General features: G+C 63.3%; 19 protein-coding genes. 8 read left to right on the top strand and 11 right to left on the bottom strand.

From position 1 onward, the window contains the following. Positions 1–143: 143 nt before the first annotated feature. The 3 genes from VNH11_30040 to VNH11_30030 all read right to left on the bottom strand — a co-directional run bounded on the left by VNH11_30040 (position 144) and on the right by VNH11_30030 (position 5,534). Positions 144–1,484 (bottom strand): DUF1552 domain-containing protein, encoded by a 1,341-nt coding sequence (locus VNH11_30040; protein ID HVA50625.1) that lies wholly within the window; start codon positions 1,482–1,484, stop codon positions 144–146. Positions 1,485–1,526: 42 nt separating this feature from the next. Further along, positions 1,527–4,616 (bottom strand): DUF1592 domain-containing protein, encoded by a 3,090-nt coding sequence (locus tag VNH11_30035; GenBank protein HVA50624.1) that lies wholly within the window; start codon positions 4,614–4,616, stop codon positions 1,527–1,529. Positions 4,617–4,943: 327 nt separating this feature from the next. Beyond that, the gene (locus VNH11_30030) at positions 4,944–5,534 is read right to left on the bottom strand and encodes a TetR/AcrR family transcriptional regulator (protein ID HVA50623.1); all 591 of its coding nucleotides are present in this window, start codon (positions 5,532–5,534) and stop codon (positions 4,944–4,946) included. A gap of 281 nt (positions 5,535–5,815) precedes the next feature. Here VNH11_30030 and VNH11_30025 point away from each other — a divergent pair, with 281 nt between their 5' ends. After that, complete coding sequence (locus VNH11_30025) at positions 5,816–6,298, top strand: DUF420 domain-containing protein (protein ID HVA50622.1); 483 nt, start codon at positions 5,816–5,818, stop codon at positions 6,296–6,298. A 154-nt stretch (positions 6,299–6,452) separates the two neighbouring features. Here VNH11_30025 and VNH11_30020 read toward each other — a convergent pair whose 3' ends face one another. Then, complete coding sequence (locus VNH11_30020) at positions 6,453–8,009, bottom strand: 2-isopropylmalate synthase (protein HVA50621.1); 1,557 nt, start codon at positions 8,007–8,009, stop codon at positions 6,453–6,455. A 488-nt stretch (positions 8,010–8,497) separates the two neighbouring features. On the opposite strand from VNH11_30020, the gene VNH11_30015 reads away from it, so the two are divergent. Further along, positions 8,498–10,054 carry a 2-isopropylmalate synthase gene (locus VNH11_30015; GenBank protein HVA50620.1) on the top strand — a complete coding sequence of 519 codons (1,557 nt, stop codon included), beginning with the start codon at positions 8,498–8,500 and terminating at the stop codon, positions 10,052–10,054. 154 nt (positions 10,055–10,208) lie between these two features. Here VNH11_30015 and VNH11_30010 read toward each other — a convergent pair whose 3' ends face one another. After that, entirely contained in the window at positions 10,209–10,691 is a 483-nt protein-coding gene (locus tag VNH11_30010) for a DUF420 domain-containing protein (protein HVA50619.1), read from the bottom strand. Positions 10,692–10,972: 281 nt separating this feature from the next. Between VNH11_30010 and VNH11_30005 the strand changes: the two genes are divergently transcribed. The 3 genes from VNH11_30005 (at position 10,973) to VNH11_29995 (ending at position 16,363) form a co-directional block, all read left to right on the top strand. Continuing rightward, on the top strand, positions 10,973–11,563 hold the full coding sequence (locus VNH11_30005; protein ID HVA50618.1) for a TetR/AcrR family transcriptional regulator: 591 nt from the start codon (positions 10,973–10,975) through the stop codon (positions 11,561–11,563). 327 nt (positions 11,564–11,890) lie between these two features. After that, positions 11,891–14,980, top strand: coding sequence for a DUF1592 domain-containing protein (locus VNH11_30000; protein HVA50617.1), 3,090 nt, complete (start codon positions 11,891–11,893; stop codon positions 14,978–14,980). A gap of 42 nt (positions 14,981–15,022) precedes the next feature. After that, positions 15,023–16,363 carry a DUF1552 domain-containing protein gene (locus VNH11_29995; GenBank protein HVA50616.1) on the top strand — a complete coding sequence of 447 codons (1,341 nt, stop codon included), beginning with the start codon at positions 15,023–15,025 and terminating at the stop codon, positions 16,361–16,363. A gap of 622 nt (positions 16,364–16,985) precedes the next feature. Here the strand turns inward: VNH11_29995 and VNH11_29990 are convergent. The 3 genes from VNH11_29990 to VNH11_29980 all read right to left on the bottom strand — a co-directional run bounded on the left by VNH11_29990 (position 16,986) and on the right by VNH11_29980 (position 19,880). Beyond that, on the bottom strand, positions 16,986–18,359 hold the full coding sequence (locus VNH11_29990) for a phospholipase D family protein (GenBank protein ID HVA50615.1): 1,374 nt from the start codon (positions 18,357–18,359) through the stop codon (positions 16,986–16,988). Positions 18,360–18,824: 465 nt separating this feature from the next. Next, a complete protein-coding gene (locus tag VNH11_29985) occupies positions 18,825–19,271 on the bottom strand; it encodes a response regulator (protein ID HVA50614.1) in 447 nt (148 codons plus the stop codon). A 234-nt stretch (positions 19,272–19,505) separates the two neighbouring features. Further along, positions 19,506–19,880 carry a hypothetical protein gene (locus VNH11_29980; protein HVA50613.1) on the bottom strand — a complete coding sequence of 125 codons (375 nt, stop codon included), beginning with the start codon at positions 19,878–19,880 and terminating at the stop codon, positions 19,506–19,508. A gap of 261 nt (positions 19,881–20,141) precedes the next feature. Between VNH11_29980 and VNH11_29975 the strand changes: the two genes are divergently transcribed. Continuing rightward, positions 20,142–21,335 carry an aminotransferase class V-fold PLP-dependent enzyme gene (locus VNH11_29975; GenBank protein ID HVA50612.1) on the top strand — a complete coding sequence of 398 codons (1,194 nt, stop codon included), beginning with the start codon at positions 20,142–20,144 and terminating at the stop codon, positions 21,333–21,335. 129 nt (positions 21,336–21,464) lie between these two features. Then, a complete protein-coding gene (locus VNH11_29970; GenBank protein HVA50611.1) occupies positions 21,465–21,797 on the top strand; it encodes an iron-sulfur cluster assembly accessory protein in 333 nt (110 codons plus the stop codon). A gap of 303 nt (positions 21,798–22,100) precedes the next feature. On the opposite strand, the gene VNH11_29965 is transcribed toward VNH11_29970, so the two are convergent. Then, positions 22,101–22,853, bottom strand: coding sequence for a FadR/GntR family transcriptional regulator (locus tag VNH11_29965; protein ID HVA50610.1), 753 nt, complete (start codon positions 22,851–22,853; stop codon positions 22,101–22,103). A 367-nt stretch (positions 22,854–23,220) separates the two neighbouring features. Between VNH11_29965 and VNH11_29960 the strand changes: the two genes are divergently transcribed. Further along, positions 23,221–23,376 carry a hypothetical protein gene (locus VNH11_29960; GenBank protein HVA50609.1) on the top strand — a complete coding sequence of 52 codons (156 nt, stop codon included), beginning with the start codon at positions 23,221–23,223 and terminating at the stop codon, positions 23,374–23,376. 991 nt (positions 23,377–24,367) lie between these two features. Here the strand turns inward: VNH11_29960 and VNH11_29955 are convergent. Then, positions 24,368–25,807: a N,N-dimethylformamidase beta subunit family domain-containing protein gene (locus tag VNH11_29955; GenBank protein ID HVA50608.1), complete on the bottom strand. Its 1,440-nt coding sequence runs from the start codon at positions 25,805–25,807 to the stop codon at positions 24,368–24,370. Positions 25,808–25,980: 173 nt separating this feature from the next. Then, positions 25,981–26,871: gfo/Idh/MocA family oxidoreductase (locus VNH11_29950; protein ID HVA50607.1), on the bottom strand; the 891-nt coding region annotated here is incomplete at its 5' end.

The raw sequence follows: 26,871 nt of genomic DNA, 5'->3' as shown, positions 1-26,871 counted from the left end.
CGTGCCAAGCATCTGCCGACAGCAAGGGCGACCGAGCCGACGCGCCCGGTTGGCATAGCGGCTTACGTCAACACGATACCCGGGCCGATCAACAAACCGGGTTAGGAGCCGGTTAGGTTTCTGCGCGCTTTGCCGCGAAGAGCTTACACGCGCGAGAAGATCGAATCGCCGACGACGCCCGTGCTGTCGGAAAACGACTCTTGCTCGATGCCCAGCGAGTGCAGGATGCTGAGAAACACGTTCGACATCCGCGTTTCGTCGCGGCGCCAGTAGACGCCGTGCTTGAGCCCCATATTCGCCCCGCCGGCGATCAGGGTGGGAAGATTCCTCGGGTTGTGCGTGGTGCTGGCGCCGCTGCCGAAGAGCACGATGCTGTTGTCCAGCACCGGGCCGCTCTTATCGCGGAACTCTTGCAGTCGCGCGAAGAAGTACGCCAGTTGCTCGCTCAGGAACAAGTCGTACTTGGCGAAATTCAACTGGCCGTCCTTGTCCTCGGCGTGCGACAGGCTGTGGTGCGTGCGGCTCAGGCCGAGCTTCAGCGGGAAAGTATCGCTGATGCCCATGCCGTCTTCGCGATTCAGCATGAACGCCACGCTGCGCGTGATGTCGGCGTCGAAGGCCAAGGCGATCAAATCGAACATGTTGCGGTAATACTCGCGCGGTTCGCCCTCGGGAGAGGCGTCGAGATTGAGGTGCGAGTAGTCCTGGGCTTTCAGCGGGATGTCGATCCATTTCTCCGAAGCGGTCAGCCGCGATTCGACTTCGTCGAGCGAGGTCAGGTACTGATCCATCTTCTCGCGGTCGGAGTTGCCCAGCCGCTTATCGAGCGAGCGAGCGCTTTCGAGCACGGCGTCGACCAGGCGGATGCGCCGCTGGAGTTGATCGCGCCGCGATTCGAGCGACGCCCGGTCGCCGCGAAACAGGCGATCGAACACCCGGCGGGGACTGTTCTCGGCCGGGATCGGCTTGCCTTCCAGGCTGTACGAAATCGTGCCGGTGCGCGACAGAAAGCCTGTGCCGGCGTCGATCGACAACACCAGCGAAGGCTGGCGGCAGTATTGCTTGGTGTAGAGCGCGACGGCCTGGTCGAGCGCCACCGAGTTGTAAGCGCCCGGCTTGGGATTGTGCAGCGGGGCGCCGGTGAGCCACATGTCGGAGCAGACGTGCGGGTCGGCCTTGGGACCGCTCGGGTGGTACAGCCCGCCCAGGAAGCTCAATTGATTGCGAAACGGCGCCAGCGGTTCGGTCGATTTGCCGAACACGAACTGGCCGTTCTGCTCGGCCCTCGGGAACCAGCTCCAGTCGTCGATCGCGTGCTGCGGCCTCGGCAGCGACATGCCGTTGGCCGTGTAGAGGGCGCAGAATCGCCGGGGAATCTGCCCTGCAACCTCGTCGCCCATCGCGTCCAACACGGGCAGCGCCAACGAAACGCCGGCCAAGCCTTTGAGCACGGAACGACGATCGAGCTTCGCGGGTGCAGGCACAAGCATTCCTCGTTAATAAAGATATCGGCAGCGTGCAGACCGCTACTTCTCCAGGAACAACTCGCTTTGAACGACGAACCGGATGAGGTCTTGCAGGCGGTAACCGGCGGGCTTTGATTTTAGCCCCTCTTCCTTGAGGAATTCAAGTTCCTGGTAGCTCAGGCTGCGGCCCGCGGCGTAGCCGGCCAGGTGCTTGAGAAAGCTGAACGCCACCTGATCGAGCCGCTCTTCGGCCAGGTACTCGCGCAAGCCGCGGGCGTCGGCGATCTCCGTGCCGTCGGGCAGCGTCGATCGGGCGTCGACCGCTTGCCCGCTCTTGAACAGCCCGCCGGCGTCGAACTGCTCCAACGGCAGCCCCCAGGGGTCGATGCCTGAATGACACTTGGCGCAGCCTTCCTGATTACGATGCCGTTCGAGCTTCTGGCGGAGCGTGAGCTGCGCGCCGTCGTCCTGCGGCAGAACGGGCACGTTGGGCGGCGGATCGTCGGGCGGCTCGGCGATGATCTTCCGCGCCAGCCAGGCGCCGCGTTTGACGGGGTTCGCTTCCCGGCCGTCCGACAGTCCCGCGAGAATTCCGGCCTGGGCCAGCACGCCGCCCAGGTTCGCATGCTCGTGTTTGATCTCCACGAACTCGAAGCCGCGCTCGGTGCGATCGGCCAGGCCGTAGTAGCTGGCGACGACCTCGTCGGCCACGATGAAGTCGGATTGCACGAGGTTTTTAAGCGGGAGATTGTGACGCACGAGATGCGCGAGAAACTCCACCGGCTCTTGCCGCAAGTGCGTCTTGGCGTGGCGGGTCAGCCTCGGATAACGCTGGCGATCGGTCTCGACGACGTCGAGCTTGTCGAGGTTCAGCCACTGCGAAGCGAACTCGCGGGCGAACTGGTCGAACCGCGGGTCCTGGATCATGCGTTCGGTCTCGGCGTCGAGCGAATCGTGCAACCGCCCGGCTGCGGCCAGCGACAGCAGCCGCTCGTCGGGCGTCGTGTTCCAGAGGAAATAAGAGAGTTTCGAGGCCAACTCGAACGGGTCGAGAGGCTCTGCCTCGGGGCTCTTGCTGTTTTCGATCAGGAACAGGAATTGCGGTGAAGTCAGCGCGACCAGCAGCGCGTCTTTGACGCTTTGCCGGAATTCGTTCGTCCGCGCGAACGAATCTTGCCACACGGCGAACAGCGCCGCTTGTTCCTGCTCTGAGACTGGCCGGCGGAAGGCCCGCGTGGCGAACGAACGCAGGATTTCGCCCGCGTAGACGGCCGGCTCGGATTTGTGTTCCGAGTCAATAAAGATGTTGCCGTGCGTGGCCGGCGGCCAGGCGTCATAGAACGGCCCTTCGAAGTCCACGGAACGGACGAGCAACCGCGGCATGTCGCGGCCGTCGGTGTATTCGCTACGGACGCCGATTTCGCGGATGCCGGCCAGGTAGTTGACGTTGTCTTTCTCCACGTCGGGGCTGGGAAAGTTGGCGATGGCGCCTTCGAACACGTAGTCCTTCAGCTCCGAGGACGCCGCCGTTTGCGCATCGCCGACCGGCGCGAGCGTGCTGCCGCAATCGCGCCGCAAGCCGAGATGAACGCCGATTCGCGGCGAGCGGTTTTCGAAGATCGCGAAGCGTCGGGCCAGCTCGTGCGTTTCCTCCAAGGGCGTGAAGAGGATGCGCAACGGCGCCGGCTTGCCGCCGTATTCAGCGGCCACAGCCAGCGGACCGGCCGGTAATCGGACGAGCAGAAACGCCGGTTGATGAAGCGTTCCGGAAAAGCGCCGCTGGCCCAGGCTGAGCGTCAGGACCTGCGGCTTCATGGAGGCACGGGCGCCCTCGCCCGTGACTGCCGCGCCGGGCGGGGGCGCCCGGCCCTCCATTGATTCGGCGCCGTTCGTCTTCAATTGCGCATCGACCTGATAGATGCCCGCCGATTCGATCGCGACCGTTTGCGGCTGCGTGAGATCTTCGACCGCGACAGCCCCGGGCGACGACGCATCGCTGCTGGCGGCGCCGGGATCGAGCAGCAGGCCGTCGTCATATTTGGCGGCCTTGATCGTCACGCGAAACCGGCCCAGATCGGGCAGCTCGCGGAGCGAGATTTTGAAGTTGGCCTTCGGCCCGTAAGTGCTGTCGACCTGAAACAACTCGTCGCTGGGAATCGCCGGCCGCAGCAACAGGCCCTCGGGAACCGTCTGATACGCCAGGCCTTTGGGATAGCCGTCCGAGCCGCGCATGCAGGCGAAGACTGCGTGATAAATGCTGTCGTACTCGCGCCAGCCGCGCACCGTGTCGTTGCCCTGATAGCCTTCGATGAAGCGGTACTTGCTTCGCATCACGAACGGCTGGTACGCGAACGGCTTCGTGGGTTGCAACTGAGCGACTTTGAAGTCGTCGTTCTTGAGCAGATGGCTGAGGGCGCCGAGGATCAACTTGTCGGGACACGGCTCGGGGTTGATTTTCTCCCCCAGATCCATGCGGAAGTTTTGAATCTCGGGCGGCGAGGCCTCGTCGACGATCGAGCGATCAAGGGCCTTCTCCGCGATGCTGAAATAAGCTTCGACCAACAACGGCGAGAGCAACATCGTCCGGCCGTTATTCAAGAACCCTTCTTTGGAGACCGCGTCGGGCGGCAGCACTTCGGTCAAATCGTCTTCGATTGCCAAAAGATCTCGCAGCGTGTTGCGATATTGCGAGACGGTTAGCCGCCGCACGGAACCGTTCTTGGCCTGCTTGCGCGAGCGGACCATGACCAGCGCGTCGTCGATCCAGCCCGCGAGCAGTTGCCGCTCGTCGGCGGTCGGCTGGGGTTCGTCCTCGGGCGGCATCGTTTCGTCGGTCAGTTGCTCGCGAATCGCTTTCCAAAGGAACGCTCGCCGGCCTTCCAGCGAGCCGTCCAGGTGATCGACGCGAATGCCCGACTTCATCTTGTCGAGGTTGTGGCAGCGCAGGCAGTGTTTTTGGATCAGCGGCTGGATTTGCGTTTGAAACCGCTGCTGGATGGCGGCGACCTGGCCGGCGGCAGCTTCTTCGGCCGCGGGTGCGTTTTGGGCCAGCGTGTTTGCGATCTGAAAGATAAAGAGCAGGTTCGCCGTCGCCAGCACGGCAAAAGCGAAACGGAACTTCGACGTTGAATGCGAATGTGCGTGGGCCATGTTCTCTGCGATTTTTAGTTCGTCGGCCGTAAAAGGCGGGCTTTGCTCAGGGGGGTCCATTGTACGACAAAAACGCCCCGTCGAGTAATCTCTGCGCCGTTGCAAAATCCAGTTGCTGCTCGTCGGCGAAGACGATTTCGCTTGCTCCGTCATGCGTGCGGACGCCGAATGTTATCGCGTCGAAGGCCGCACGGTCGAATTCGTTTCCATTCCCGGCTGGGGCCACCAATGGTCGCCGGCGCACAACTCGCGAATTTGGAGTTTTCTTTCGCAACATTCGCTGGTCGGCGATCGATCCCGATTGCTCGACGCGAACTGAATTCCGGGTTACGCGCCGGACGTTTCCGGCCAGGCGCGCAGTGCGAACTCGGCGACTTCGCTCAGTTGAGCGCGGGTGGCGCCGCCGGCGGCCTGCACCGAAAGGCCCCAGATCACGGTAATGATGTAGCGAGCCAGGATCGCGGCATCGGCGCTTGCCGGCAGGTCGGCCTCGGCGATCGCGTGCCCGAAGCGGCGGCGGACCGCGGCCTCGGCCGCAGCCCGAGTCAGGCTGAGTTGCCGCCGAATCGACTCGGCGCCGGGTCCCGAGACCAGCGCCCCCTGTACGAGCAAACAGCCGTCGGGGTGGCGCGGGTTCATGGCCATGTCGATCGCGCCGCGGAACAGCGCTTCGGCAGCGCGGCGTGCGGTCGGTTCTTGCAGGGCTCGCGGCAGGTAGGAAGCCGGCTTTTCGAGATAGCGATCGAGGGCTTTGTGGAACAGGGCTTCCTTATTGCCGAAAGCGGCGTACAGACTGGGCATATTCACGCCCATCGCCCCGGCCAGCGACGCGCCTTCGTAGCCATGCCGCCAGAAGATCAACAGCGCCGCATCGAGTGCCGCATCGAGGTCGAATTTTCTCGGCCGCCCTCGGGGCATCCACCGCTTCCTCTCGCCCCGTCAATTATTTATCGAGTGCTACATTATACAGCTTGACAGGCGAACCGTGATGGCGACCGAAACCGAAAGCGGCGATTCGAACGCCGCTGGATCCGCGCCCGACAAGCCGCATGGTTATCGAAAACGACCGTCAAACTCGCCTGCCAAGAAAATCGCTTTTTCGTTAGACTAGCCTACGGGCGGTTTGAAGCGCCGCAACCAAGCTGGCGGCTCGCACGGCTCGATCCCTGCTTCCCGTACTTTTGTAACCGTCGCCCTTTATGCCGTATCCCGATCTGGATGGTTTTCTGGGAACGCGCGCGTCGTTGATGCTCGACGTGGTCTTTCTGGCGATGTTCGCCGTCTTGCCCGTCATGGCGTGGAGCATCTATTTGGTCAAGTTCCGGCGACGGTACCTGCTGCACAAGCGGATTCAGCTTGCCTTGGGCCTGGTGCTGCTGGTCGCCGTCGTGCTGTTCGAGGGCGATATGCGCGTCCATGGCTGGGCGGAGCGCGCCAAACCTTCGCCTTATCACGAGACCTGGGTTCCCTGCTCGCTTTACATTCACCTGCCGTTCGCCGTTTCGACGGCCATCCTCTGGCTCGTCGTGACGATCCGCGCGGTGCGGCGCTTTCCCTGCCCGCCCGAGCCCAACCAGCACAGCCGCTCGCACGTGGTCTGGGCCAAGCTGGCGGCGATCGACATGCTCTGCACCGCCCTGACCGGTTGGGTCTTTTATTGGCTGGCGTTCGTGGCCGGCTAGCAACCTGCCGGCTTTGCTTTCACCAACCGCCGACAGCCGGGGGTGGCTGGCGGCAGAGCCCAGGCGATGCCCCAGCGCACTGGGGCTTCGCCCGGCCCAGATCCAGAAGCTCGCTATCTGGACATGCAGCAATTCACGGCTGCCAAAGCGCTTGTCACGACCCTTGGTACGGGCTGACCTTGGCCACGGCTTTGCCGCCGGAGGCGGCGACGCGGTTGATCGCGTTAAGGAACGCTTTGGCGCTGGCCTCGATGCTGTCGGTCGAAACGCCGCGGCCGCGGTAGATCTGGCCGCGATGGGCGACTTCGACCGTCACCTCGGCCTGGGCGTCCTTGCCCACGGTTACGCTGTGGACGCGGAAGTCCTTGCAGACCACCTCGATGCCGGTGATCTGTTCGATTGCCAGAAACAAGGCGTCGAACGGCCCGTCGCCGGTACAGACTTCGCGGGTGATTTCTTCCTCGCCCCGCTTGAGCGTGAGGGTCACCTTCGGCACGGCGCCGGTGGCCGCCGCCAGCGTGTAGCGGCTGATCGACCACATCTCGCCGGTTTCGCGAATCTCTTCGTCAATCAGCGCGGCGATGTCGGCGTCGTAGACTTCTTTCTTCTTGTCGGCCAGGGCCTTGAATTGCACGAACAGCGTTTGCAGTTGCTCCGCCGAAAGGCTATAGCCCAGCGCCTTGACCCGATCGCCGAGCGCGGCCCGGCCGCTGTGCTTGCCCAGCACCAGGTCGGTCTGCGCGAGGCCGACGTCTTCGGGCCGCATGATCTCGTAGGTCGAACGCTCTTTGAGCATGCCGTCCTGGTGAATGCCGGCTTCGTGGGCGAAGGCGTTGCGGCCGACGATCGCCTTGTTGCGCTGCACCTGAATGCCCGTGATGTTCGAGACCAGCCGGCTGGCGGGCACGAGCCGCTGGGTGACGATGCCGGTCGTGCAGTGGTAATAGTCTTGCCGCGTGCGCATGGCCATCACGGCTTCTTCGAGCGAGCAATTGCCGGCCCGCTCGCCGATGCCGTTGATCGTACACTCGATCTGCCCGGCGCCGTTCTCGACGGCCGATAGGCTATTGGCGACGGCCAGCCCGAGATCGTTGTGGCAATGGATGCTGATCACCGCGCGATCGATGTTCGGCACGCGCTCGCGCAGCGTGCGGATCACGCGGCCCATGTGGGCCGGGGTGGCGTAGCCCACCGTGTCGGGAATATTGACGGTCGTGGCGCCGGCGTTGATGGCGGCCTCGACGACTTCGCAAAGAAAGTCGGGCTCGGTGCGGGCGGCGTCTTCGGGCGAGAACTCGATGTCGGAGCAATAGCCCGCCGCGCGGCGCACGCCGGCCACGGCTCGCTCGATGATTTCCTCTTTGCCCATCTTGAGCTTGAACTCGCGATGGATGGCGCTGGTGGCCAGAAAGACGTGAATCCGCGCCCGCTCGGCGTGCTTGAGCGCCTCCCAGGCCCGGTCGATGTCCTGGTCGTTGCAGCGGGCCAGGCCACAAATGGTCGAGCCTCGCACGCTCTCGGAGATCTGCTTGACGGCCTCGAAATCGCCTTGCGAAGCGATCGGAAAGCCAGCCTCGATAATGTCGACGCCCAAGGCGACCAGCGCCTGGGCGATTTCGAGTTTTTCGGGGATGTTCATGCTGGCGCCCGGCGATTGCTCGCCGTCGCGCAGCGTCGTGTCGAAGATAGTAATGCGTCGCGTTTCGCTCATCGGTCGATGGTCCTGTATTCGAGTGCTTGATTTGATTCTACCCTGTCTGCAGGCCGGTCCTAGACCGGCCCGGGTAGCGCCAACCGCGCCCTCGTCGGCAGCAGGCCGCGCCGGCGGTTGGGCGGCACGGCGCCGGCGGAAAACAGGCGAAAATCGAACGGCGAGTGCATTGCAGGAGCTTTTCCGAGTAGGTCAGGCTTTCCAGCCTGACGCCCACCGTAGGTCAGGCTTTCCAGCCTGACGGCCGTCAGGCTGGAAAGCCTGACCTACGGTGGGCGTCAGGCTGGAAAGCCTGACCTACTCGGAAAAGCTCCTGCAATGCACTCGCCGTTCGATTTTCGCCTGTTTTCCGCCGGCGCCGTGCCGCCCAACCGCCGGCGCGGCCTGCTGCCGACGAGGGCGCGGTTGGCGCTACCCGGGCCGGTCTAGGACCGGCCTGCAGACAGGGTAGAATCAAATCAAGCACTCGAATACAGGACCATCGACCGATGAGCGAAACGCGACGCATTACTATCTTCGACACGACGCTGCGCGACGGCGAGCAATCGCCGGGCGCCAGCATGAACATCCCCGAAAAACTCGAAATCGCCCAGGCGCTGGTCGCCTTGGGCGTCGACATTATCGAGGCTGGCTTTCCGATCGCTTCGCAAGGCGATTTCGAGGCCGTCAAGCAGATCTCCGAGAGCGTGCGAGGCTCGACCATTTGTGGCCTGGCCCGCTGCAACGACCAGGACATCGACCGGGCCTGGGAGGCGCTCAAGCACGCCGAGCGGGCGCGGATTCACGTCTTTCTGGCCACCAGCGCCATCCATCGCGAGTTCAAGCTCAAGATGGGCAAAGAGGAAATCATCGAGCGAGCCGTGGCCGGCGTGCGCCGCGCGGCGGGCTATTGCTCCGACATCGAGTTCTCGCCCGAAGACGCCGCCCGCACCGAGCCCGACTTTCTTTGCGAAGTCGTCGAGGCCGCCATCAACGCCGGCGCCACGACCGTCAATATTCCCGACACGGTGGGCTACGCCACCCCGGCCCACATGGGCCGCGTGATCCGCACGCTGCGCGAGCGCGTGCCGAACATCGATCGCGCGGTGATCAGCATCCATTGCCACAACGATCTCGGGCTGGCCGTCGCCAATAGCCTATCGGCCGTCGAGAACGGCGCCGGGCAGATCGAGTGTACGATCAACGGCATCGGCGAGCGGGCCGGCAATTGCTCGCTCGAAGAAGCCGTGATGGCCATGCGCACGCGGCAAGACTATTACCACTGCACGACCGGCATCGTCACCCAGCGGCTCGTGCCCGCCAGCCGGCTGGTCTCGAACATCACGGGCATTCAGGTGCAGCGCAACAAGGCGATCGTCGGCCGCAACGCCTTCGCCCACGAAGCCGGCATTCACCAGGACGGCATGCTCAAAGAGCGTTCGACCTACGAGATCATGCGGCCCGAAGACGTCGGCCTCGCGCAGACCGACCTGGTGCTGGGCAAGCACAGCGGCCGGGCCGCGCTCGGCGATCGGGTCAAGGCGCTGGGCTATAGCCTTTCGGCGGAGCAACTGCAAACGCTGTTCGTGCAATTCAAGGCCCTGGCCGACAAGAAGAAAGAAGTCTACGACGCCGACATCGCCGCGCTGATTGACGAAGAGATTCGCGAAACCGGCGAGATGTGGTCGATCAGCCGCTACACGCTGGCGGCGGCCACCGGCGCCGTGCCGAAGGTGACCCTCACGCTCAAGCGGGGCGAGGAAGAAATCACCCGCGAAGTCTGTACCGGCGACGGGCCGTTCGACGCCTTGTTTCTGGCAATCGAACAGATCACCGGCATCGAGGTGGTCTGCAAGGACTTCCGCGTCCACAGCGTAACCGTGGGCAAGGACGCCCAGGCCGAGGTGACGGTCGAAGTCGCCCATCGCGGCCAGATCTACCGCGGCCGCGGCGTTTCGACCGACAGCATCGAGGCCAGCGCCAAAGCGTTCCTTAACGCGATCAACCGCGTCGCCGCCTCCGGCGGCAAAGCCGTGGCCAAGGTCAGCCCGTACCAAGGGTCGTGACAAGCGCTTTGGCAGCCGTGAATTGCTGCATGTCCAGATAGCGAGCTTCTGGATCTGGGCCGGGCGAAGCCCCAGTGCGCTGGGGCATCGCCTGGGCTCTGCCGCCAGCCACCCCCGGCTGTCGGCGGTTGGTGAAAGCAAAGCCGGCAGGTTGCTAGCCGGCCACGAACGCCAGCCAATAAAAGACCCAACCGGTCAGGGCGGTGCAGAGCATGTCGATCGCCGCCAGCTTGGCCCAGACCACGTGCGAGCGGCTGTGCTGGTTGGGCTCGGGCGGGCAGGGAAAGCGCCGCACCGCGCGGATCGTCACGACGAGCCAGAGGATGGCCGTCGAAACGGCGAACGGCAGGTGAATGTAAAGCGAGCAGGGAACCCAGGTCTCGTGATAAGGCGAAGGTTTGGCGCGCTCCGCCCAGCCATGGACGCGCATATCGCCCTCGAACAGCACGACGGCGACCAGCAGCACCAGGCCCAAGGCAAGCTGAATCCGCTTGTGCAGCAGGTACCGTCGCCGGAACTTGACCAAATAGATGCTCCACGCCATGACGGGCAAGACGGCGAACATCGCCAGAAAGACCACGTCGAGCATCAACGACGCGCGCGTTCCCAGAAAACCATCCAGATCGGGATACGGCATAAAGGGCGACGGTTACAAAAGTACGGGAAGCAGGGATCGAGCCGTGCGAGCCGCCAGCTTGGTTGCGGCGCTTCAAACCGCCCGTAGGCTAGTCTAACGAAAAAGCGATTTTCTTGGCAGGCGAGTTTGACGGTCGTTTTCGATAACCATGCGGCTTGTCGGGCGCGGATCCAGCGGCGTTCGAATCGCCGCTTTCGGTTTCGGTCGCCATCACGGTTCGCCTGTCAAGCTGTATAATGTAGCACTCGATAAATAATTGACGGGGCGAGAGGAAGCGGTGGATGCCCCGAGGGCGGCCGAGAAAATTCGACCTCGATGCGGCACTCGATGCGGCGCTGTTGATCTTCTGGCGGCATGGCTACGAAGGCGCGTCGCTGGCCGGGGCGATGGGCGTGAATATGCCCAGTCTGTACGCCGCTTTCGGCAATAAGGAAGCCCTGTTCCACAAAGCCCTCGATCGCTATCTCGAAAAGCCGGCTTCCTACCTGCCGCGAGCCCTGCAAGAACCGACCGCACGCCGCGCTGCCGAAGCGCTGTTCCGCGGCGCGATCGACATGGCCATGAACCCGCGCCACCCCGACGGCTGTTTGCTCGTACAGGGGGCGCTGGTCTCGGGACCCGGCGCCGAGTCGATTCGGCGGCAACTCAGCCTGACTCGGGCTGCGGCCGAGGCCGCGGTCCGCCGCCGCTTCGGGCACGCGATCGCCGAGGCCGACCTGCCGGCAAGCGCCGATGCCGCGATCCTGGCTCGCTACATCATTACCGTGATCTGGGGCCTTTCGGTGCAGGCCGCCGGCGGCGCCACCCGCGCTCAACTGAGCGAAGTCGCCGAGTTCGCACTGCGCGCCTGGCCGGAAACGTCCGGCGCGTAACCCGGAATTCAGTTCGCGTCGAGCAATCGGGATCGATCGCCGACCAGCGAATGTTGCGAAAGAAAACTCCAAATTCGCGAGTTGTGCGCCGGCGACCATTGGTGGCCCCAGCCGGGAATGGAAACGAATTCGACCGTGCGGCCTTCGACGCGATAACATTCGGCGTCCGCACGCATGACGGAGCAAGCGAAATCGTCTTCGCCGACGAGCAGCAACTGGATTTTGCAACGGCGCAGAGATTACTCGACGGGGCGTTTTTGTCGTACAATGGACCCCCCTGAGCAAAGCCCGCCTTTTACGGCCGACGAACTAAAAATCGCAGAGAACATGGCCCACGCACATTCGCATTCAACGTCGAAGTTCCGTTTCGCTTTTGCCGTGCTGGCGACGGCGAACCTGCTCTTTATCTTTCAGATCGCAAACACGCTGGCCCAAAACGCACCCGCGGCCGAAGAAGCTGCCGCCGGCCAGGTCGCCGCCATCCAGCAGCGGTTTCAAACGCAAATCCAGCCGCTGATCCAAAAACACTGCCTGCGCTGCCACAACCTCGACAAGATGAAGTCGGGCATTCGCGTCGATCACCTGGACGGCTCGCTGGAAGGCCGGCGAGCGTTCCTTTGGAAAGCGATTCGCGAGCAACTGACCGACGAAACGATGCCGCCCGAGGACGAACCCCAGCCGACCGCCGACGAGCGGCAACTGCTCGCGGGCTGGATCGACGACGCGCTGGTCATGGTCCGCTCGCGCAAGCAGGCCAAGAACGGTTCCGTGCGGCGGCTAACCGTCTCGCAATATCGCAACACGCTGCGAGATCTTTTGGCAATCGAAGACGATTTGACCGAAGTGCTGCCGCCCGACGCGGTCTCCAAAGAAGGGTTCTTGAATAACGGCCGGACGATGTTGCTCTCGCCGTTGTTGGTCGAAGCTTATTTCAGCATCGCGGAGAAGGCCCTTGATCGCTCGATCGTCGACGAGGCCTCGCCGCCCGAGATTCAAAACTTCCGCATGGATCTGGGGGAGAAAATCAACCCCGAGCCGTGTCCCGACAAGTTGATCCTCGGCGCCCTCAGCCATCTGCTCAAGAACGACGACTTCAAAGTCGCTCAGTTGCAACCCACGAAGCCGTTCGCGTACCAGCCGTTCGTGATGCGAAGCAAGTACCGCTTCATCGAAGGCTATCAGGGCAACGACACGGTGCGCGGCTGGCGCGAGTACGACAGCATTTATCACGCAGTCTTCGCCTGCATGCGCGGCTCGGACGGCTATCCCAAAGGCCTGGCGTATCAGACGGTTCCCGAGGGCCTGTTGCTGCGGCCGGCGATTCCCAGCGACGAGTTGTTTCAGGTCGACAGCACTTACGGGCCGAAGGCCAACTTCAAAATCTCGCTCCGCGAGCTGCCCGATCTGGGCCGGTTTCGCGTGACGATCAAGGCCGCCAAATATGACGACGGCCTGCTGCTCGATCCCGGCGCCGCCAGCAGCGATGCGTCGTCGCCCGGGGCTGTCGCGGTCGAAGATCTCACGCAGCCGCAAACGGTCGCGATCGAATCGGCGGGCATCTATCAGGTCGATGCGCAATTGAAGACGAACGGCGCCGAATCAATGGAGGGCCGGGCGCCCCCGCCCGGCGCGGCAGTCACGGGCGAGGGCGCCCGTGCCTCCATGAAGCCGCAGGTCCTGACGCTCAGCCTGGGCCAGCGGCGCTTTTCCGGAACGCTTCATCAACCGGCGTTTCTGCTCGTCCGATTACCGGCCGGTCCGCTGGCTGTGGCCGCTGAATACGGCGGCAAGCCGGCGCCGTTGCGCATCCTCTTCACGCCCTTGGAGGAAACGCACGAGCTGGCCCGACGCTTCGCGATCTTCGAAAACCGCTCGCCGCGAATCGGCGTTCATCTCGGCTTGCGGCGCGATTGCGGCAGCACGCTCGCGCCGGTCGGCGATGCGCAAACGGCGGCGTCCTCGGAGCTGAAGGACTACGTGTTCGAAGGCGCCATCGCCAACTTTCCCAGCCCCGACGTGGAGAAAGACAACGTCAACTACCTGGCCGGCATCCGCGAAATCGGCGTCCGTAGCGAATACACCGACGGCCGCGACATGCCGCGGTTGCTCGTCCGTTCCGTGGACTTCGAAGGGCCGTTCTATGACGCCTGGCCGCCGGCCACGCACGGCAACATCTTTATTGACTCGGAACACAAATCCGAGCCGGCCGTCTACGCGGGCGAAATCCTGCGTTCGTTCGCCACGCGGGCCTTCCGCCGGCCAGTCTCAGAGCAGGAACAAGCGGCGCTGTTCGCCGTGTGGCAAGATTCGTTCGCGCGGACGAACGAATTCCGGCAAAGCGTCAAAGACGCGCTGCTGGTCGCGCTGACTTCACCGCAATTCCTGTTCCTGATCGAAAACAGCAAGAGCCCCGAGGCAGAGCCTCTCGACCCGTTCGAGTTGGCCTCGAAACTCTCTTATTTCCTCTGGAACACGACGCCCGACGAGCGGCTGCTGTCGCTGGCCGCAGCCGGGCGGTTGCACGATTCGCTCGACGCCGAGACCGAACGCATGATCCAGGACCCGCGGTTCGACCAGTTCGCCCGCGAGTTCGCTTCGCAGTGGCTGAACCTCGACAAGCTCGACGTCGTCGAGACCGATCGCCAGCGTTATCCGAGGCTGACCCGCCACGCCAAGACGCACTTGCGGCAAGAGCCGGTGGAGTTTCTCGCGCATCTCGTGCGTCACAATCTCCCGCTTAAAAACCTCGTGCAATCCGACTTCATCGTGGCCGACGAGGTCGTCGCCAGCTACTACGGCCTGGCCGATCGCACCGAGCGCGGCTTCGAGTTCGTGGAGATCAAACACGAGCATGCGAACCTGGGCGGCGTGCTGGCCCAGGCCGGAATTCTCGCGGGACTGTCGGACGGCCGGGAAGCGAACCCCGTCAAACGCGGCGCCTGGCTGGCGCGGAAGATCATCGCCGAGCCGCCCGACGATCCGCCGCCCAACGTGCCCGTTCTGCCGCAGGACGACGGCGCGCAGCTCACGCTCCGCCAGAAGCTCGAACGGCATCGTAATCAGGAAGGCTGCGCCAAGTGTCATTCAGGCATCGACCCCTGGGGGCTGCCGTTGGAGCAGTTCGACGCCGGCGGGCTGTTCAAGAGCGGGCAAGCGGTCGACGCCCGATCGACGCTGCCCGACGGCACGGAGATCGCCGACGCCCGCGGCTTGCGCGAGTACCTGGCCGAAGAGCGGCTCGATCAGGTGGCGTTCAGCTTTCTCAAGCACCTGGCCGGCTACGCCGCGGGCCGCAGCCTGAGCTACCAGGAACTTGAATTCCTCAAGGAAGAGGGGCTAAAATCAAAGCCCGCCGGTTACCGCCTGCAAGACCTCATCCGGTTCGTCGTTCAAAGCGAGTTGTTCCTGGAGAAGTAGCGGTCTGCACGCTGCCGATATCTTTATTAACGAGGAATGCTTGTGCCTGCACCCGCGAAGCTCGATCGTCGTTCCGTGCTCAAAGGCTTGGCCGGCGTTTCGTTGGCGCTGCCCGTGTTGGACGCGATGGGCGACGAGGTTGCAGGGCAGATTCCCCGGCGATTCTGCGCCCTCTACACGGCCAACGGCATGTCGCTGCCGAGGCCGCAGCACGCGATCGACGACTGGAGCTGGTTCCCGAGGGCCGAGCAGAACGGCCAGTTCGTGTTCGGCAAATCGACCGAACCGCTGGCGCCGTTTCGCAATCAATTGAGCTTCCTGGGCGGGCTGTACCACCCGAGCGGTCCCAAGGCCGACCCGCACGTCTGCTCCGACATGTGGCTCACCGGCGCCCCGCTGCACAATCCCAAGCCGGGCGCTTACAACTCGGTGGCGCTCGACCAGGCCGTCGCGCTCTACACCAAGCAATACTGCCGCCAGCCTTCGCTGGTGTTGTCGATCGACGCCGGCACAGGCTTTCTGTCGCGCACCGGCACGATTTCGTACAGCCTGGAAGGCAAGCCGATCCCGGCCGAGAACAGTCCCCGCCGGGTGTTCGATCGCCTGTTTCGCGGCGACCGGGCGTCGCTCGAATCGCGGCGCGATCAACTCCAGCGGCGCATCCGCCTGGTCGACGCCGTGCTCGAAAGCGCTCGCTCGCTCGATAAGCGGCTGGGCAACTCCGACCGCGAGAAGATGGATCAGTACCTGACCTCGCTCGACGAAGTCGAATCGCGGCTGACCGCTTCGGAGAAATGGATCGACATCCCGCTGAAAGCCCAGGACTACTCGCACCTCAATCTCGACGCCTCTCCCGAGGGCGAACCGCGCGAGTATTACCGCAACATGTTCGATTTGATCGCCTTGGCCTTCGACGCCGACATCACGCGCAGCGTGGCGTTCATGCTGAATCGCGAAGACGGCATGGGCATCAGCGATACTTTCCCGCTGAAGCTCGGCCTGAGCCGCACGCACCACAGCCTGTCGCACGCCGAGGACAAGGACGGCCAGTTGAATTTCGCCAAGTACGACTTGTTCCTGAGCGAGCAACTGGCGTACTTCTTCGCGCGACTGCAAGAGTTCCGCGATAAGAGCGGCCCGGTGCTGGACAACAGCATCGTGCTCTTCGGCAGCGGCGCCAGCACCACGCACAACCCGAGGAATCTTCCCACCCTGATCGCCGGCGGGGCGAATATGGGGCTCAAGCACGGCGTCTACTGGCGCCGCGACGAAACGCGGATGTCGAACGTGTTTCTCAGCATCCTGCACTCGCTGGGCATCGAGCAAGAGTCGTTTTCCGACAGCACGGGCGTCGTCGGCGATTCGATCTTCTCGCGCGTGTAAGCTCTTCGCGGCAAAGCGCGCAGAAACCTAACCGGCTCCTAACCCGGTTTGTTGATCGGCCCGGGTATCGTGTTGACGTAAGCCGCTATGCCAACCGGGCGCGTCGGCTCGGTCGCCCTTGCTGTCGGCAGATGCTTGGCACGCGAATTGCTACCTATTGCATGGACGATGGACCGATGGAGTGACGCAGTTCGGCGCCACAGGCCGTCGCCGGGGATTCAACAACGAAAGCAGGCGGTAACTCAGAAATGGAGCAACGTGGCAGCGATGAATGAGGATCAGGACTTACGTCAACCGAACGTGTTCTTTCAAGTCGCTTTGTGGCTCGTCGCAGGTATTGCGATTGGCAGTCTGCTTTGGATGCCGTTGTTCCGGCACGTACTTTCGGGCGAATAGGCCTCGCAAGCCGGTCGGGCGAGCGTTTGTCGAAAGCCTCGGCAAATTCGCAGCGATTGCTCAAAAACACGGCGCCTTTCGGTCGGGCTTGCGGAAAAACGCAAGTCGTCAAAAGCACGACCGATGCCGTGAATGTGGTAAACCGCAGCGCGGAAAGAAGACTGCAGAAGCCGAGCAATCTCCCTTGGATTGGCCGAACGACCACCGAGGCGGTAATCCCCGGCGTCTACAGACACCGCCGCACCAGCGGGGCGACGAATCGCAACGGCTCCATGTTCAAGATCTGGCCGGCCGAGGCGCCCGGAAAGCGCCTGCCCTCGGCCCGATCGCGGCCGTCCGAGCCGATGTGATAACTGCCCCGCATGTGGTCGCGGATCGAGGACTCGACCCAGGCGGCGATCTCCGGGGCATTGATGATGACGCCCGTTTCGGTGTTGAGATACTCCGCGCGAGGATCGAAATTGTATGAACCGACGAAGGCGATCGAGCCGTCGAAGACGGCCGACTTGGCGTGCAAGTGACGATCGTCGCCGGCCAACTCCCAGACGTCGACGCCGCGCGGCAGCAGAAAGCATTGTTTCTGGTTGGTAAAGCCGGCCGTGAGCGTGCGGTGATCGGTCGTTTCCAGCGAATTGGTCAATACCCGCACTTGCACGCCGCGGGCGATGGCGCCGGCCAGCGCGCGTTTCAAGCGGCTCGACATCAGGAAGTAGGGCGTTTCGAACAGGATGCTCGAGCGGGCGCCGTCGATGAGGTCGATCAGTTGCCGGCTGATGCCGCGCGGATGTCCCTTGCGCCCGCACGGATCGAAGACGAACCGCAGGCACTCCGTCTGGCGCGTGCCGGCGGCCGACCAATCGGTTTCCGTCTCGCCGAGAATCGGCTGGCAGCCGACGGCAACGTCGCTAGCCGCCTCGAGCCAAAGTCGGGCCGCCTCCTGCGGCGAGAGCGGGCCGGTGACCTGGCGGACGCCGACTTTGGTCAAATCGAGCGAGCTGCGCTCGCGTCGCCGGTGCGGCTGGCGACCGAGATCGGGCGGCGCAACTTCGGCGCAGGTCCACAGGCATTCGAAGTACCTTTGCACCTGCCGGGCCGTCGGGCCGCGCAGATAGGCGTCGCGATCGACGAAGTTGATCTCGGCCAAGCCGAAATGCGGTTCGCGAATATTGCGGCTGCCGACGATCAGATGCTTGCCGTCGACGACCAGCGTCTTGTCGTGCATGCGGTAGTTGATCCACAGCGGATGACGCAGACCGACCGGGTGATATTCCCTGATCTCGACGCCCGAGCGAATCAGCAGGGCCTCGACTTCCAGGGGCACGTCGTTGTGTTCGGCGTCGACGACCAACCGCACTCGCACGCCGCGCCGGGCGGCCGCTTCGAGCCGCGAGAGGAACATCGCCCCGATCCGGTCGTTGCCGATCCAATAATACGACGTCTCGATCGAGACGGTCGCCTGGTCGATGAGGTCGACGCGGGCCTGGGCCGCCTCGTGGTCGGACGCCAGTAGTCGAAACGCGTCGGCCGGCGCGCTTCGCGCCAGCGAGACGACGATTGCCAGCGCCCCAAACGACCAAGCCCCGAGAGACCAACGCGGCATGAACCACATCCGTCCTACAAACGTTCTATTTCTCCGCGTCTCGCGAAGATTCAAGCGGCGATTTTGGCGGGGGCGAGCCACGGATCGAACACGGATCGAACACGGATCGGACACGGTTTTTCCGACTCTGTTTTTCATCCGTGATCCATCTGTGTTTCATCCGTGGCTCAATGGGTTGCGGCCGAAGATCGCGCTGGGACGTTCCACTGAGCCGATTTTCCCTGTCCGTTTCCTTCGGCAATTCCCGCCGGGTCCGGCGGACGGACCGCGCGTGAGGGAAAAAGCCTGGAGGATAGTTCGGCTTTTCGGCGATCGGGCCGCGACGCGTCGGCGGACTTTTTTCGCAGAGGCCAAGGGCGAGTCGAACGCGCTAGCGCGGCGCACGCCTCGCAATCGGCAAGGTTTTCCTCCCGCGCGCGGCGGCGGGATTGCCACGCGCCGATTGCGCAAGAATTCCGGGCCGCGTCAAACCGAGGGCAGAATCAGGTCGGCGTGCAGATACCGCCTGAGCTGTCGCACGACCGTCAAGAACTTGTCGGTGTCGACCGGCTTGGTGATGAAGCAATCGATGCCGAGCAATTCGCTTTGCAGGCGGTCTTCTTCGTCGTCCGAATTGGTCATCACGACGACCGGAATGGATCGCAACGAGTCGTCGGCCTTGACCTCGGCCAGCACCTCGCGGCCGTCTTTCTTGGGCAGGCAGAGATCGAGCAAAATCAGGTCAGGACGGGGCGCCCTGGCAAACTTACCCTCTCGGCGAAGAAATTCCATCGCCTCGATGCCATCGCGGATCAGCGTCAAGCGGTGCTGAATCAGGCCCTTGCGGAGCGCCGCGATCGTCACGCGAGCATCGACCAGGCCATCTTCGACCAACAGTATCTCCATCGGGCGACCAATCGTCTGGCTACACATTTACCGTCTCTCGTTTTAAACGCTCTACCATCGGGTCCGTCGATCGACTCTCCCAATAACCTAGTTTGGCATGGATCGCTGGGTCTGTACAGCACTCTTTTGCGTGGGGAGGGGGGTAGCGGTTGCGCAAACGGACGGTTTTTTTCCGTACGCGATTTGCACGCTCGGCGGAGAGACGGGAGGGCTCGCTGCGAGAAAACGCGGCGGGTTCAAGACGCGTCGGACGCTACGGGCTCAGGGCGGGACGGGTTTACAGGGCTGTTTCAGCCCGGGCGCCAACAAGCGAGCGAACCATGGACGGTTGTGCTGCGCCGCCAACGGGCTCTCGTCCGTCCAAGTTTCGTACCAGTGATCGGCGAGTATCAGCCGCCAGCACGAATCGCCGTCGTCGTGCCAGGCGAGCGTCCACTGTTCGCCCAAGCGGCCCGGCAGCATGTCGCCCGCCAGCCAACGATGATCGAGGCAAACCCACTCGCCCTGGACGAAGTCGAAGAAGAAGACGAGCTCGGCGCCGTCTTTGACGTGAACCACGGCGATCGTGTCGACGTGCTCTTCAACGTAGCACTCTGGCGTCGAGCCGCACGCCAGGTACAGGACAAGTGCGACCACTTCCCTGCTCCGGCAGCCCCGTCATGAGGAGTTCCATTGGGATTATATCGGGCGAGGAAAGAGACGAACTTACTGGTAAATTGTGAAAAACTGGGAATTAACCGCCCGCCAACTTAAAAAGCGCCCAGCCGCCTTCGAGCGGCTGCGCAAAACAACTCGCTCGAAGCGGACAGTTCGCCGGACTGATATAATGGCGGCAACCGCCGCCGCGTTGGCGGCGTTGACCGCTCTTAAAAAGCTCTGTTCGTTCGCGCATTCTCGATGCCCGCCGATCGCGTTTACATGGACAACCACGCCACCACGCGCGTCGATCCGCGCGTGGTCGAGGCGATGCTGCCGTTTTTCAGCCAGCGCTACGGCAACGCCCGCAGCGTGAGCCATGCCTGGGGCTGGGAGGCCAAGGACGCCGTCGACGAGTCGCGGCAGTCGATCGCCGCGGCCATCGGCGCCGAGCCGCGCGAGATCGTGTTCACCAGCGGCGCGACCGAGAGCAACAATCTCGCGTTGCGCGGCGTCGCCGAACGCGGCAAGCGCAAAGGCGATCATTTCATCAGCCTCGCGACCGAGCACAAAGCCGTGCTCGATCCGCTGGAGCGTCTCGGCCGCCGCGGCTTCGAAGTCACGCTCTTGCCGGTGGCGCCGGTCGGCGAAGCTTGCGCGGGGCTTGTCGACACGGGGCGAGTGGCCGCCGCCATCCGCGACGACACCGCGCTGGTCTCGGTGATGCTGGCCAACAACGAGATCGGCGTCATCCAGCCGCTGGCCGAAATCGGCGCCATCTGCCGCCAGCGGGGAGTACTATTGCACTGCGACGCCACGCAAGCCGTCGGAAAACTGCCCGTCGACGTGACGGAATTGCAGATCGATTTGATGAGCTTCTCGGCCCACAAGATATACGGCCCCAAGGGGGTCGGGGCGTTGTACGTCCGGCGCCGCAGTCCGCCCGTCCGTTTGCAGCCGCAGATCGACGGCGGCGGCCAGGAAGGGGGGCTGCGCAGCGGCACGCTCAACGTGCCGGGCATCGCGGGCTTCGCCAAGGCGCTGGAACTTTGCCTCGCGGAACTGCCTGCAGAGGCGACGCGGCTGGCGGAGCTGCGCGATCGGCTTTGCGCCGGGTTGTTGAAAGCCCTCGAAGGAGTGTCGCTCAACGGGCCGGCCCTTTCCGACCGCAGCCGGCGCTTGCCCGGCAATTTGAACCTCAGTTTCGCCCACGTCGACGGCGAGGCCTTGATGATGAGCATGAAGCGGCTGGCGGTCAGCTCCGGCAGCGCCTGCACGTCGGCCGACCCGGAGCCCAGCCATGTGCTGCGGGCCTTGGGTCTTAGCGAAGATCTGACGCGGGCCAGCTTGCGCTTCGGCTTGGGCCGGTTCAATACGGCCGACGACGTCGAGTTTGCCATCGAGGCGGTCAGCCAGGCGGTCGTCCGGCTGCGCAAGCTGAGCAGCCTGGCCTGAGGCGTTTTTTCGCGGTTTCGGGACCGGCTGGCTTCCCTTTTTCCAGCGAGTTGTATAATTTAGGCATACTTGGTTGTCAAAATCCGGGCTTAGCAAGCACGCACCCTTTTTCAGGAGTGGTAGAGCACTATGGCAGTGGCATTGAGCGAAAAGGCCGCCAACGAAGTCAAGCGGATCATGCAGGAACAGAAGTTCGACGAGGACACGGTCCTGCGCGTCGGCGTGGCGGGCGGCGGCTGCAGCGGCTTTCAATACAGCCTCGGCTTCGACAAGACCTACGATGAAAAGGTCGACAGCAAGTACGACTATCACGGCGTGACGGTGGTCGTCGACAAGAAGAGCGCGCTGTATCTCGACGGCACGACGGTCGACTTCTACGAAGGCCTGGAGAAGCGCGGCTTCACCTTCGACAACCCCAACGCGGTCAAGAGCTGCGGCTGCGGCAGTTCGTTCCAGGCCTGATCGGCCGCCGCGAGAAAACGCGAAACCCACCGATCCCCTCGCCGCGCGCCGTTGCGGCCGAGGGGATGTTCATATCGAGATTGACGATGGCTGGCCGAAGGACAGTACGCTGAATCCGAACGCAGCAGGAATTTGCTGGAATTGCGCATAGCGGGACTGAATCGCTTCCTCGAAGAGCGAGCGACGACCGACGAGACGGCGTGGATCCGCTCATTCCGAGCCTGGGTTCGCGAAACCTTCTCGACGGGCGGTACAGGATGATTCTGCGCCGCCTTGCGGCTGAACCGCATAGCAGGGCGTTCCCTACGGAAATTCCTTGACGCGCCGCTGAATGGTATCGCCACCCTGCGGCTGATCGCCGAGCAGGACCGCATCGACGCTCGTCGCCGCTGCACGCAAGTGCTGAAAGTTCGCTTCGATATGCTCTCGCATGGCCTGGCTGGCGAGCCGCGCATCGCCGGCTACGACGGCGGCCAGAATGTCGGCGTGGTGACGATGGGCGAGGGCCGCGCCGTGGCGGCCCAGCGTCTGCCGCCGGCTCTCGATGAGCAATTCCTGAATCGGCGCCAGCACCAGGTGGAACATCGCGTTGCCGGTGGCTTCGGCGAGAATCGCGTGAAAATCAAGGTCGGCCTTGAGGTGCGCTTTGAGCGATTTGGCCGGGTTTCCCAAAGTCTGCTGCGTCTCTTCGAGCGAAGCGAGCTGAACCTCGGTGCGATGAATCGCCGCCGACGCCGCGATGGCCGTCTCCAAAGGCAACCGCACGGCGGCTAGGTCTTCCAACCGGCAATCCGACCAGCGCAGCAAACGCTGATAGCCGACCGAAATCTGCCGGCCGCTCGGCGCGGCGACCCGCGTGCCCGAACCTTGGATGCTGCGAACCAGGCCCAGGCCGGCCAACCGGCCGATCGCCTCGCGAACGACGGTGCGGCTGACCCCCAGTTGCGTGCTGATCTCTCGCTCCGAGGGCAGCGGATCGCCGGGATTGAGACCGCCGCTTAGGATCTTATCTTCCAAAGCCTGGACGACTTCCGACACGCGATCGACGCGGGACATGACCGACCTCTGTACCGTTGATGCGCCTGCGGCGCGATGCACTTCATCCTAGCCAGCGGCACGCGACAAATCGAGCATTGCCGGGCGGCGTCCTGAGTTGTGGTGCGGGCGGGACGCCTGCTTCGTCACAGGCGGGACGCCTCCACGACAGGTAATTTGTAGTTGGAACGACGCTCTCTTCCGCTAACTGACCGCGCCGCCGAGAAACTGGATATATAAAAGATTCTTAATTGCAATTATTATGACAGGCGCTTACCGGAAACCGAATTGGAAAGAATGGCGGATAGCATGTCGGGCTGCGGATGCTTTATTCGATTGAACGCTGAGGATGTCGTCGACTTGAGTGGACCGCTCATGCAGGATTTCGATGTCGCCCAATCGCAAAAAAGCCGTCGAAGCCGATTCTCTCCGTGCCAAAACGCTGGAACTCAAAAAGACCCAACGCCGGCTCTTGCAACAACTCGACAAGAGCATTCGCAGCTCCGAGCAGTGCCTGAAAAAGGCGAAATTGCCGCGGCAATGAAGCCCCGCGGCGCAATCCGGCGCCCGGCGTCTCGCCCGTCGAACAACCCCAGTCGCATCCGCTGCTGCGCGCGCCTCGGGCCATTTTCGACGTTACTTGAAGTGAACGCGAATCTGCGGCGAACGTCAACTCGAGAACGCCTCCCACTTAAGGTTGCAACTCATGGACAAAAAAGCACTTGGGGCGAATCGGCAAGGCAGCTTCGAGTTCCTGCCTGCGTCGCCGCCGGACGAACCGCTGCTGATCATGGTCCGCAAGTTGGAAGCGACGCAACGAAGATTGCTTGCGCGATTGGAGCAATGTCTTCGGAATTCGGCGGCATGCCTGGACAAGCAGCGAAAAAACGCGGCCTTAATCGCTTAGCGCCGGCAATCCTGAACGGACAGGACTCACTCCGCCACGGTTATCTTACCGTACGCCGGAGTATGATCTTCAGCATCAATTGGCGGGGCAATTTCATACGTCAGATAGACGTCATAATCACCCGGCGCGAGGACCGGGCCCAACTGCGCTTCGGAATAATAGCCGCCGTGCCATTTGCGCGTTGCGAGGCCCGCGACTCCCGTGTCTCGCTCGCCATCTCCCCACCAATCATAGGTCCCGCTAGGACATATCCAAAGCGCGAACCTGCGACCGTGCCAAGGAGGATACTGAACCCGAACCGCTATCCGCTGCCCCACCTTTGCAGGCGCAATGGATATTCGTGGACTCCATGATATTCCGCAGATGCCGAACGTACCCAAGGTGAGGCAAAGAGCCGTAGCGACAATCGAAAACTGCTTGAGCGTGGACCTTTGGCGAACCATTGTTGGCCTCAGTAATGTTGCCTGAAACGGTTCACGCATTAACACAGCAGTATATAGCCGATCGCGCGTCAAGAAGGCCGGAATCTTGCAGCGACCGAGATCGGAGGCTTCGGCGAGATGTCCCATCACCGCAGAAGCAGGAAATACTCCGGCATTTCAGTGGCTGACGCTTCGGATGCCAAGAGCTACTTCGAAAACCGCTCGAGCACGTTCCGCGTGATCCGCTCGACGGCCGGGTCGTCGCCGGCCAGGCCGTGTGCCCAGTCGGTCGTGCCAACGGTAAAAACGGAGCCGCCGCGCGTGTAGACGCCCATCACGGCGTGGCCTTCGGCCGGGGCGCCCGTTTTGTCGCGTGGAAAGCGGTCGTACCACAGCGCGTCATCGGGATGCCAGCGGGCAGGGCATGTGCCGAGAATCGCGAACGTCTCGGGCGTGCCGTCGCGATGCGTCGGGGTCGGCAAGCCGTCTTGCAACTCGAACTCGCAGCCGTCGCACTCGTAGCCCACGATCGTGTTCTTGCCGCCGAAGCTTTCGCCGGCCTTCAGCCCCGAGCCGGCGAAGACCCAATGCTCGGGGCGATGCACGGTAAACGCCGCCGCGCCGTCCATGTATTGGCCGTGGCTGCGATGATAGCCGCCGTGCAGAAAGCCCACGCCGGTCAGTTGGTTCTCCGGCCGGGCTACGAGGTGATGGCTCCAAAGCGTGGCCAACAGCCGCCGCTTGCCGCTGGGAAACAGCGGATCGAGATTGAACGCCTGCTTGTAACTGACAAGCTGCCGGCCCTCGGCCTCGCTGCGCACCTGCCAGCAGCAAGTGTTGCCGCTGAAGAAGGCCACGTTGCCGCCCGCGCCGATATAAGCTTCCAGATGATCGCGCATCGGCGTGGACCAATATTCATCGTGGCCGACGCTGAGCACCAGCTTATACTGCTTGAGCAACTCGGGGCGAAATTCGAGATCGGAGTTGACCGCGTATTCGAGGGCAATGCCGTTACGCTCGGCCCAGGCCACGAACGGCAACTCCCAGGTGCGAAACTGCCCGGCCAGCGGGCGATCGAACGAAACTCGCGTGCCTTGCAGCTTGTTGCGGGCGTGAAAGGCGTACAGGCTATGCCCGCCCCAATTGTTGTAGGCGTTGTACGTGTTCGTGGCCAATTGCAACAGAATCTTGGAATTCTTTCCCGGCTGAGCCGAACGAACGACGAAAAACAGCCGTGACTCGGCCGTGCGGCGGTTGCGCTCGGTGAACTCGCCGCCGCCATCGGCTACGCGCAGCACTGCGTCGTAATAGCCGCTGCGCCAATCCGAAGGAATCTTCAGCGTAAACGATGCCGGCCAGCCGCAGCCGTGCGACGAAGCATTGGCCGGAACCGGGTAGGCGGCGCCCGCTAGGTTTTCCTGCTTGAAAACCGTTTCGGTCTTCGCCCCCAGCCGCGAGATTTCCAGCGACCACTTGGGCGCCGTCGCGGAGACGTGGAACTCGACCGTGTCGCCCGGCGCATAACTGAGCTGATCCGTATAGCCTTCGACATACAGCGACCGCGTGACCGGCTGCGGCTCGTCGGCGCGAGTCATCGCGGCCAATGCCAGCAGCACCGCGAAGGAAATGAATACCCGATCTGTCACGACTGCGAACCTCATTAAACGCATCTGGCCTTCCTCTTTCGTTCTTTCGCGCTTTCGTGATTCCTCTGCGGCATAGGCCTTCGCGTTGCACGCCGAACGCATGCACGACGGCGACTGCGATGGATGCCGTGGTACGACACGGAGGCTGACGCCTCCGGCTCGCCGCTGTCGCCTCAGACTTCCCAGCCTTTGCGATACTCTTTGCCCAGGAACCGGTTGGCCTCGGGCACGTCGGTGATTTTCACCGACGCGGGATCGTAAGTGATCGGCTTGCCGACGCGGTAAGCCACGTTGCCCAACAGCACGATCTCCGTGAACGGGCCGGCGTAGGCGAAGTTGCTCCCCGCGCGTCCGCCGGTCTTGCAGGCTTCGATCCATTGCTGGTGATGACCGGGCGAACGCGGCAGCGAGGGCTCGGGGCCTTCGAAGGCGGCGAACTTTTCTTCGGGCAGCAGTTTTGGCATCTGCCCGTGCTCGATGGCGATCTTGCCTTCGTCGCCGATGAACAGCGAGCCGTTCATCGGCAGCAAGGCGGCACTCTCGGGCTGCGGCTTGACTGTGCCTTCGTACCAAACGACTTGGCAAGGCGGCAGGCCGTCGCGCGGGCCGAACTCGAAGTGCGATTCCATCCAGGTCGGGCCGCTTTCCGCGTGCGGCGGCGGGCCCTTCGATGTGACCTTGACCGGCCCGCCAAGCTTGAGCGCCCAGAAGGCCGGGTCCATCAGATGAATCGCCATGTCGCCGATCGCCCCGCAACCGAAATCCCACCAGCCGCGCCAGCGGAACGGCACGTACGCGGGGTTGTAAGGCCGCTCGGCTGCCGGGCCGAGCCACAAATCCCAGTGTAAGCTTTTGGGAACCGGCGGCGCGTCGGTCGGCCGTTCGAGCCCCTGTTGCCAAAAACTGCCCGGCCGGTCGGTGATGACGTGTACTTCACGCACGGCGCCGATGGCGCCCGACTGAATCAATTCCACCAGCCGCAAATAGCCCGGATGCTCGTGGTTCTGCGTGCCCATCTGCGTGGCGACTTTTTTCTCGGCGGCCAGTTGGGCTATCAGCCGCGC

The organism is Pirellulales bacterium (assembly GCA_035533075.1).
Lineage (GTDB): Bacteria > Planctomycetota > Planctomycetia > Pirellulales > JAICIG01 > DASSFG01.
This window is presented reverse-complemented; position numbering and strand designations above follow the sequence as displayed.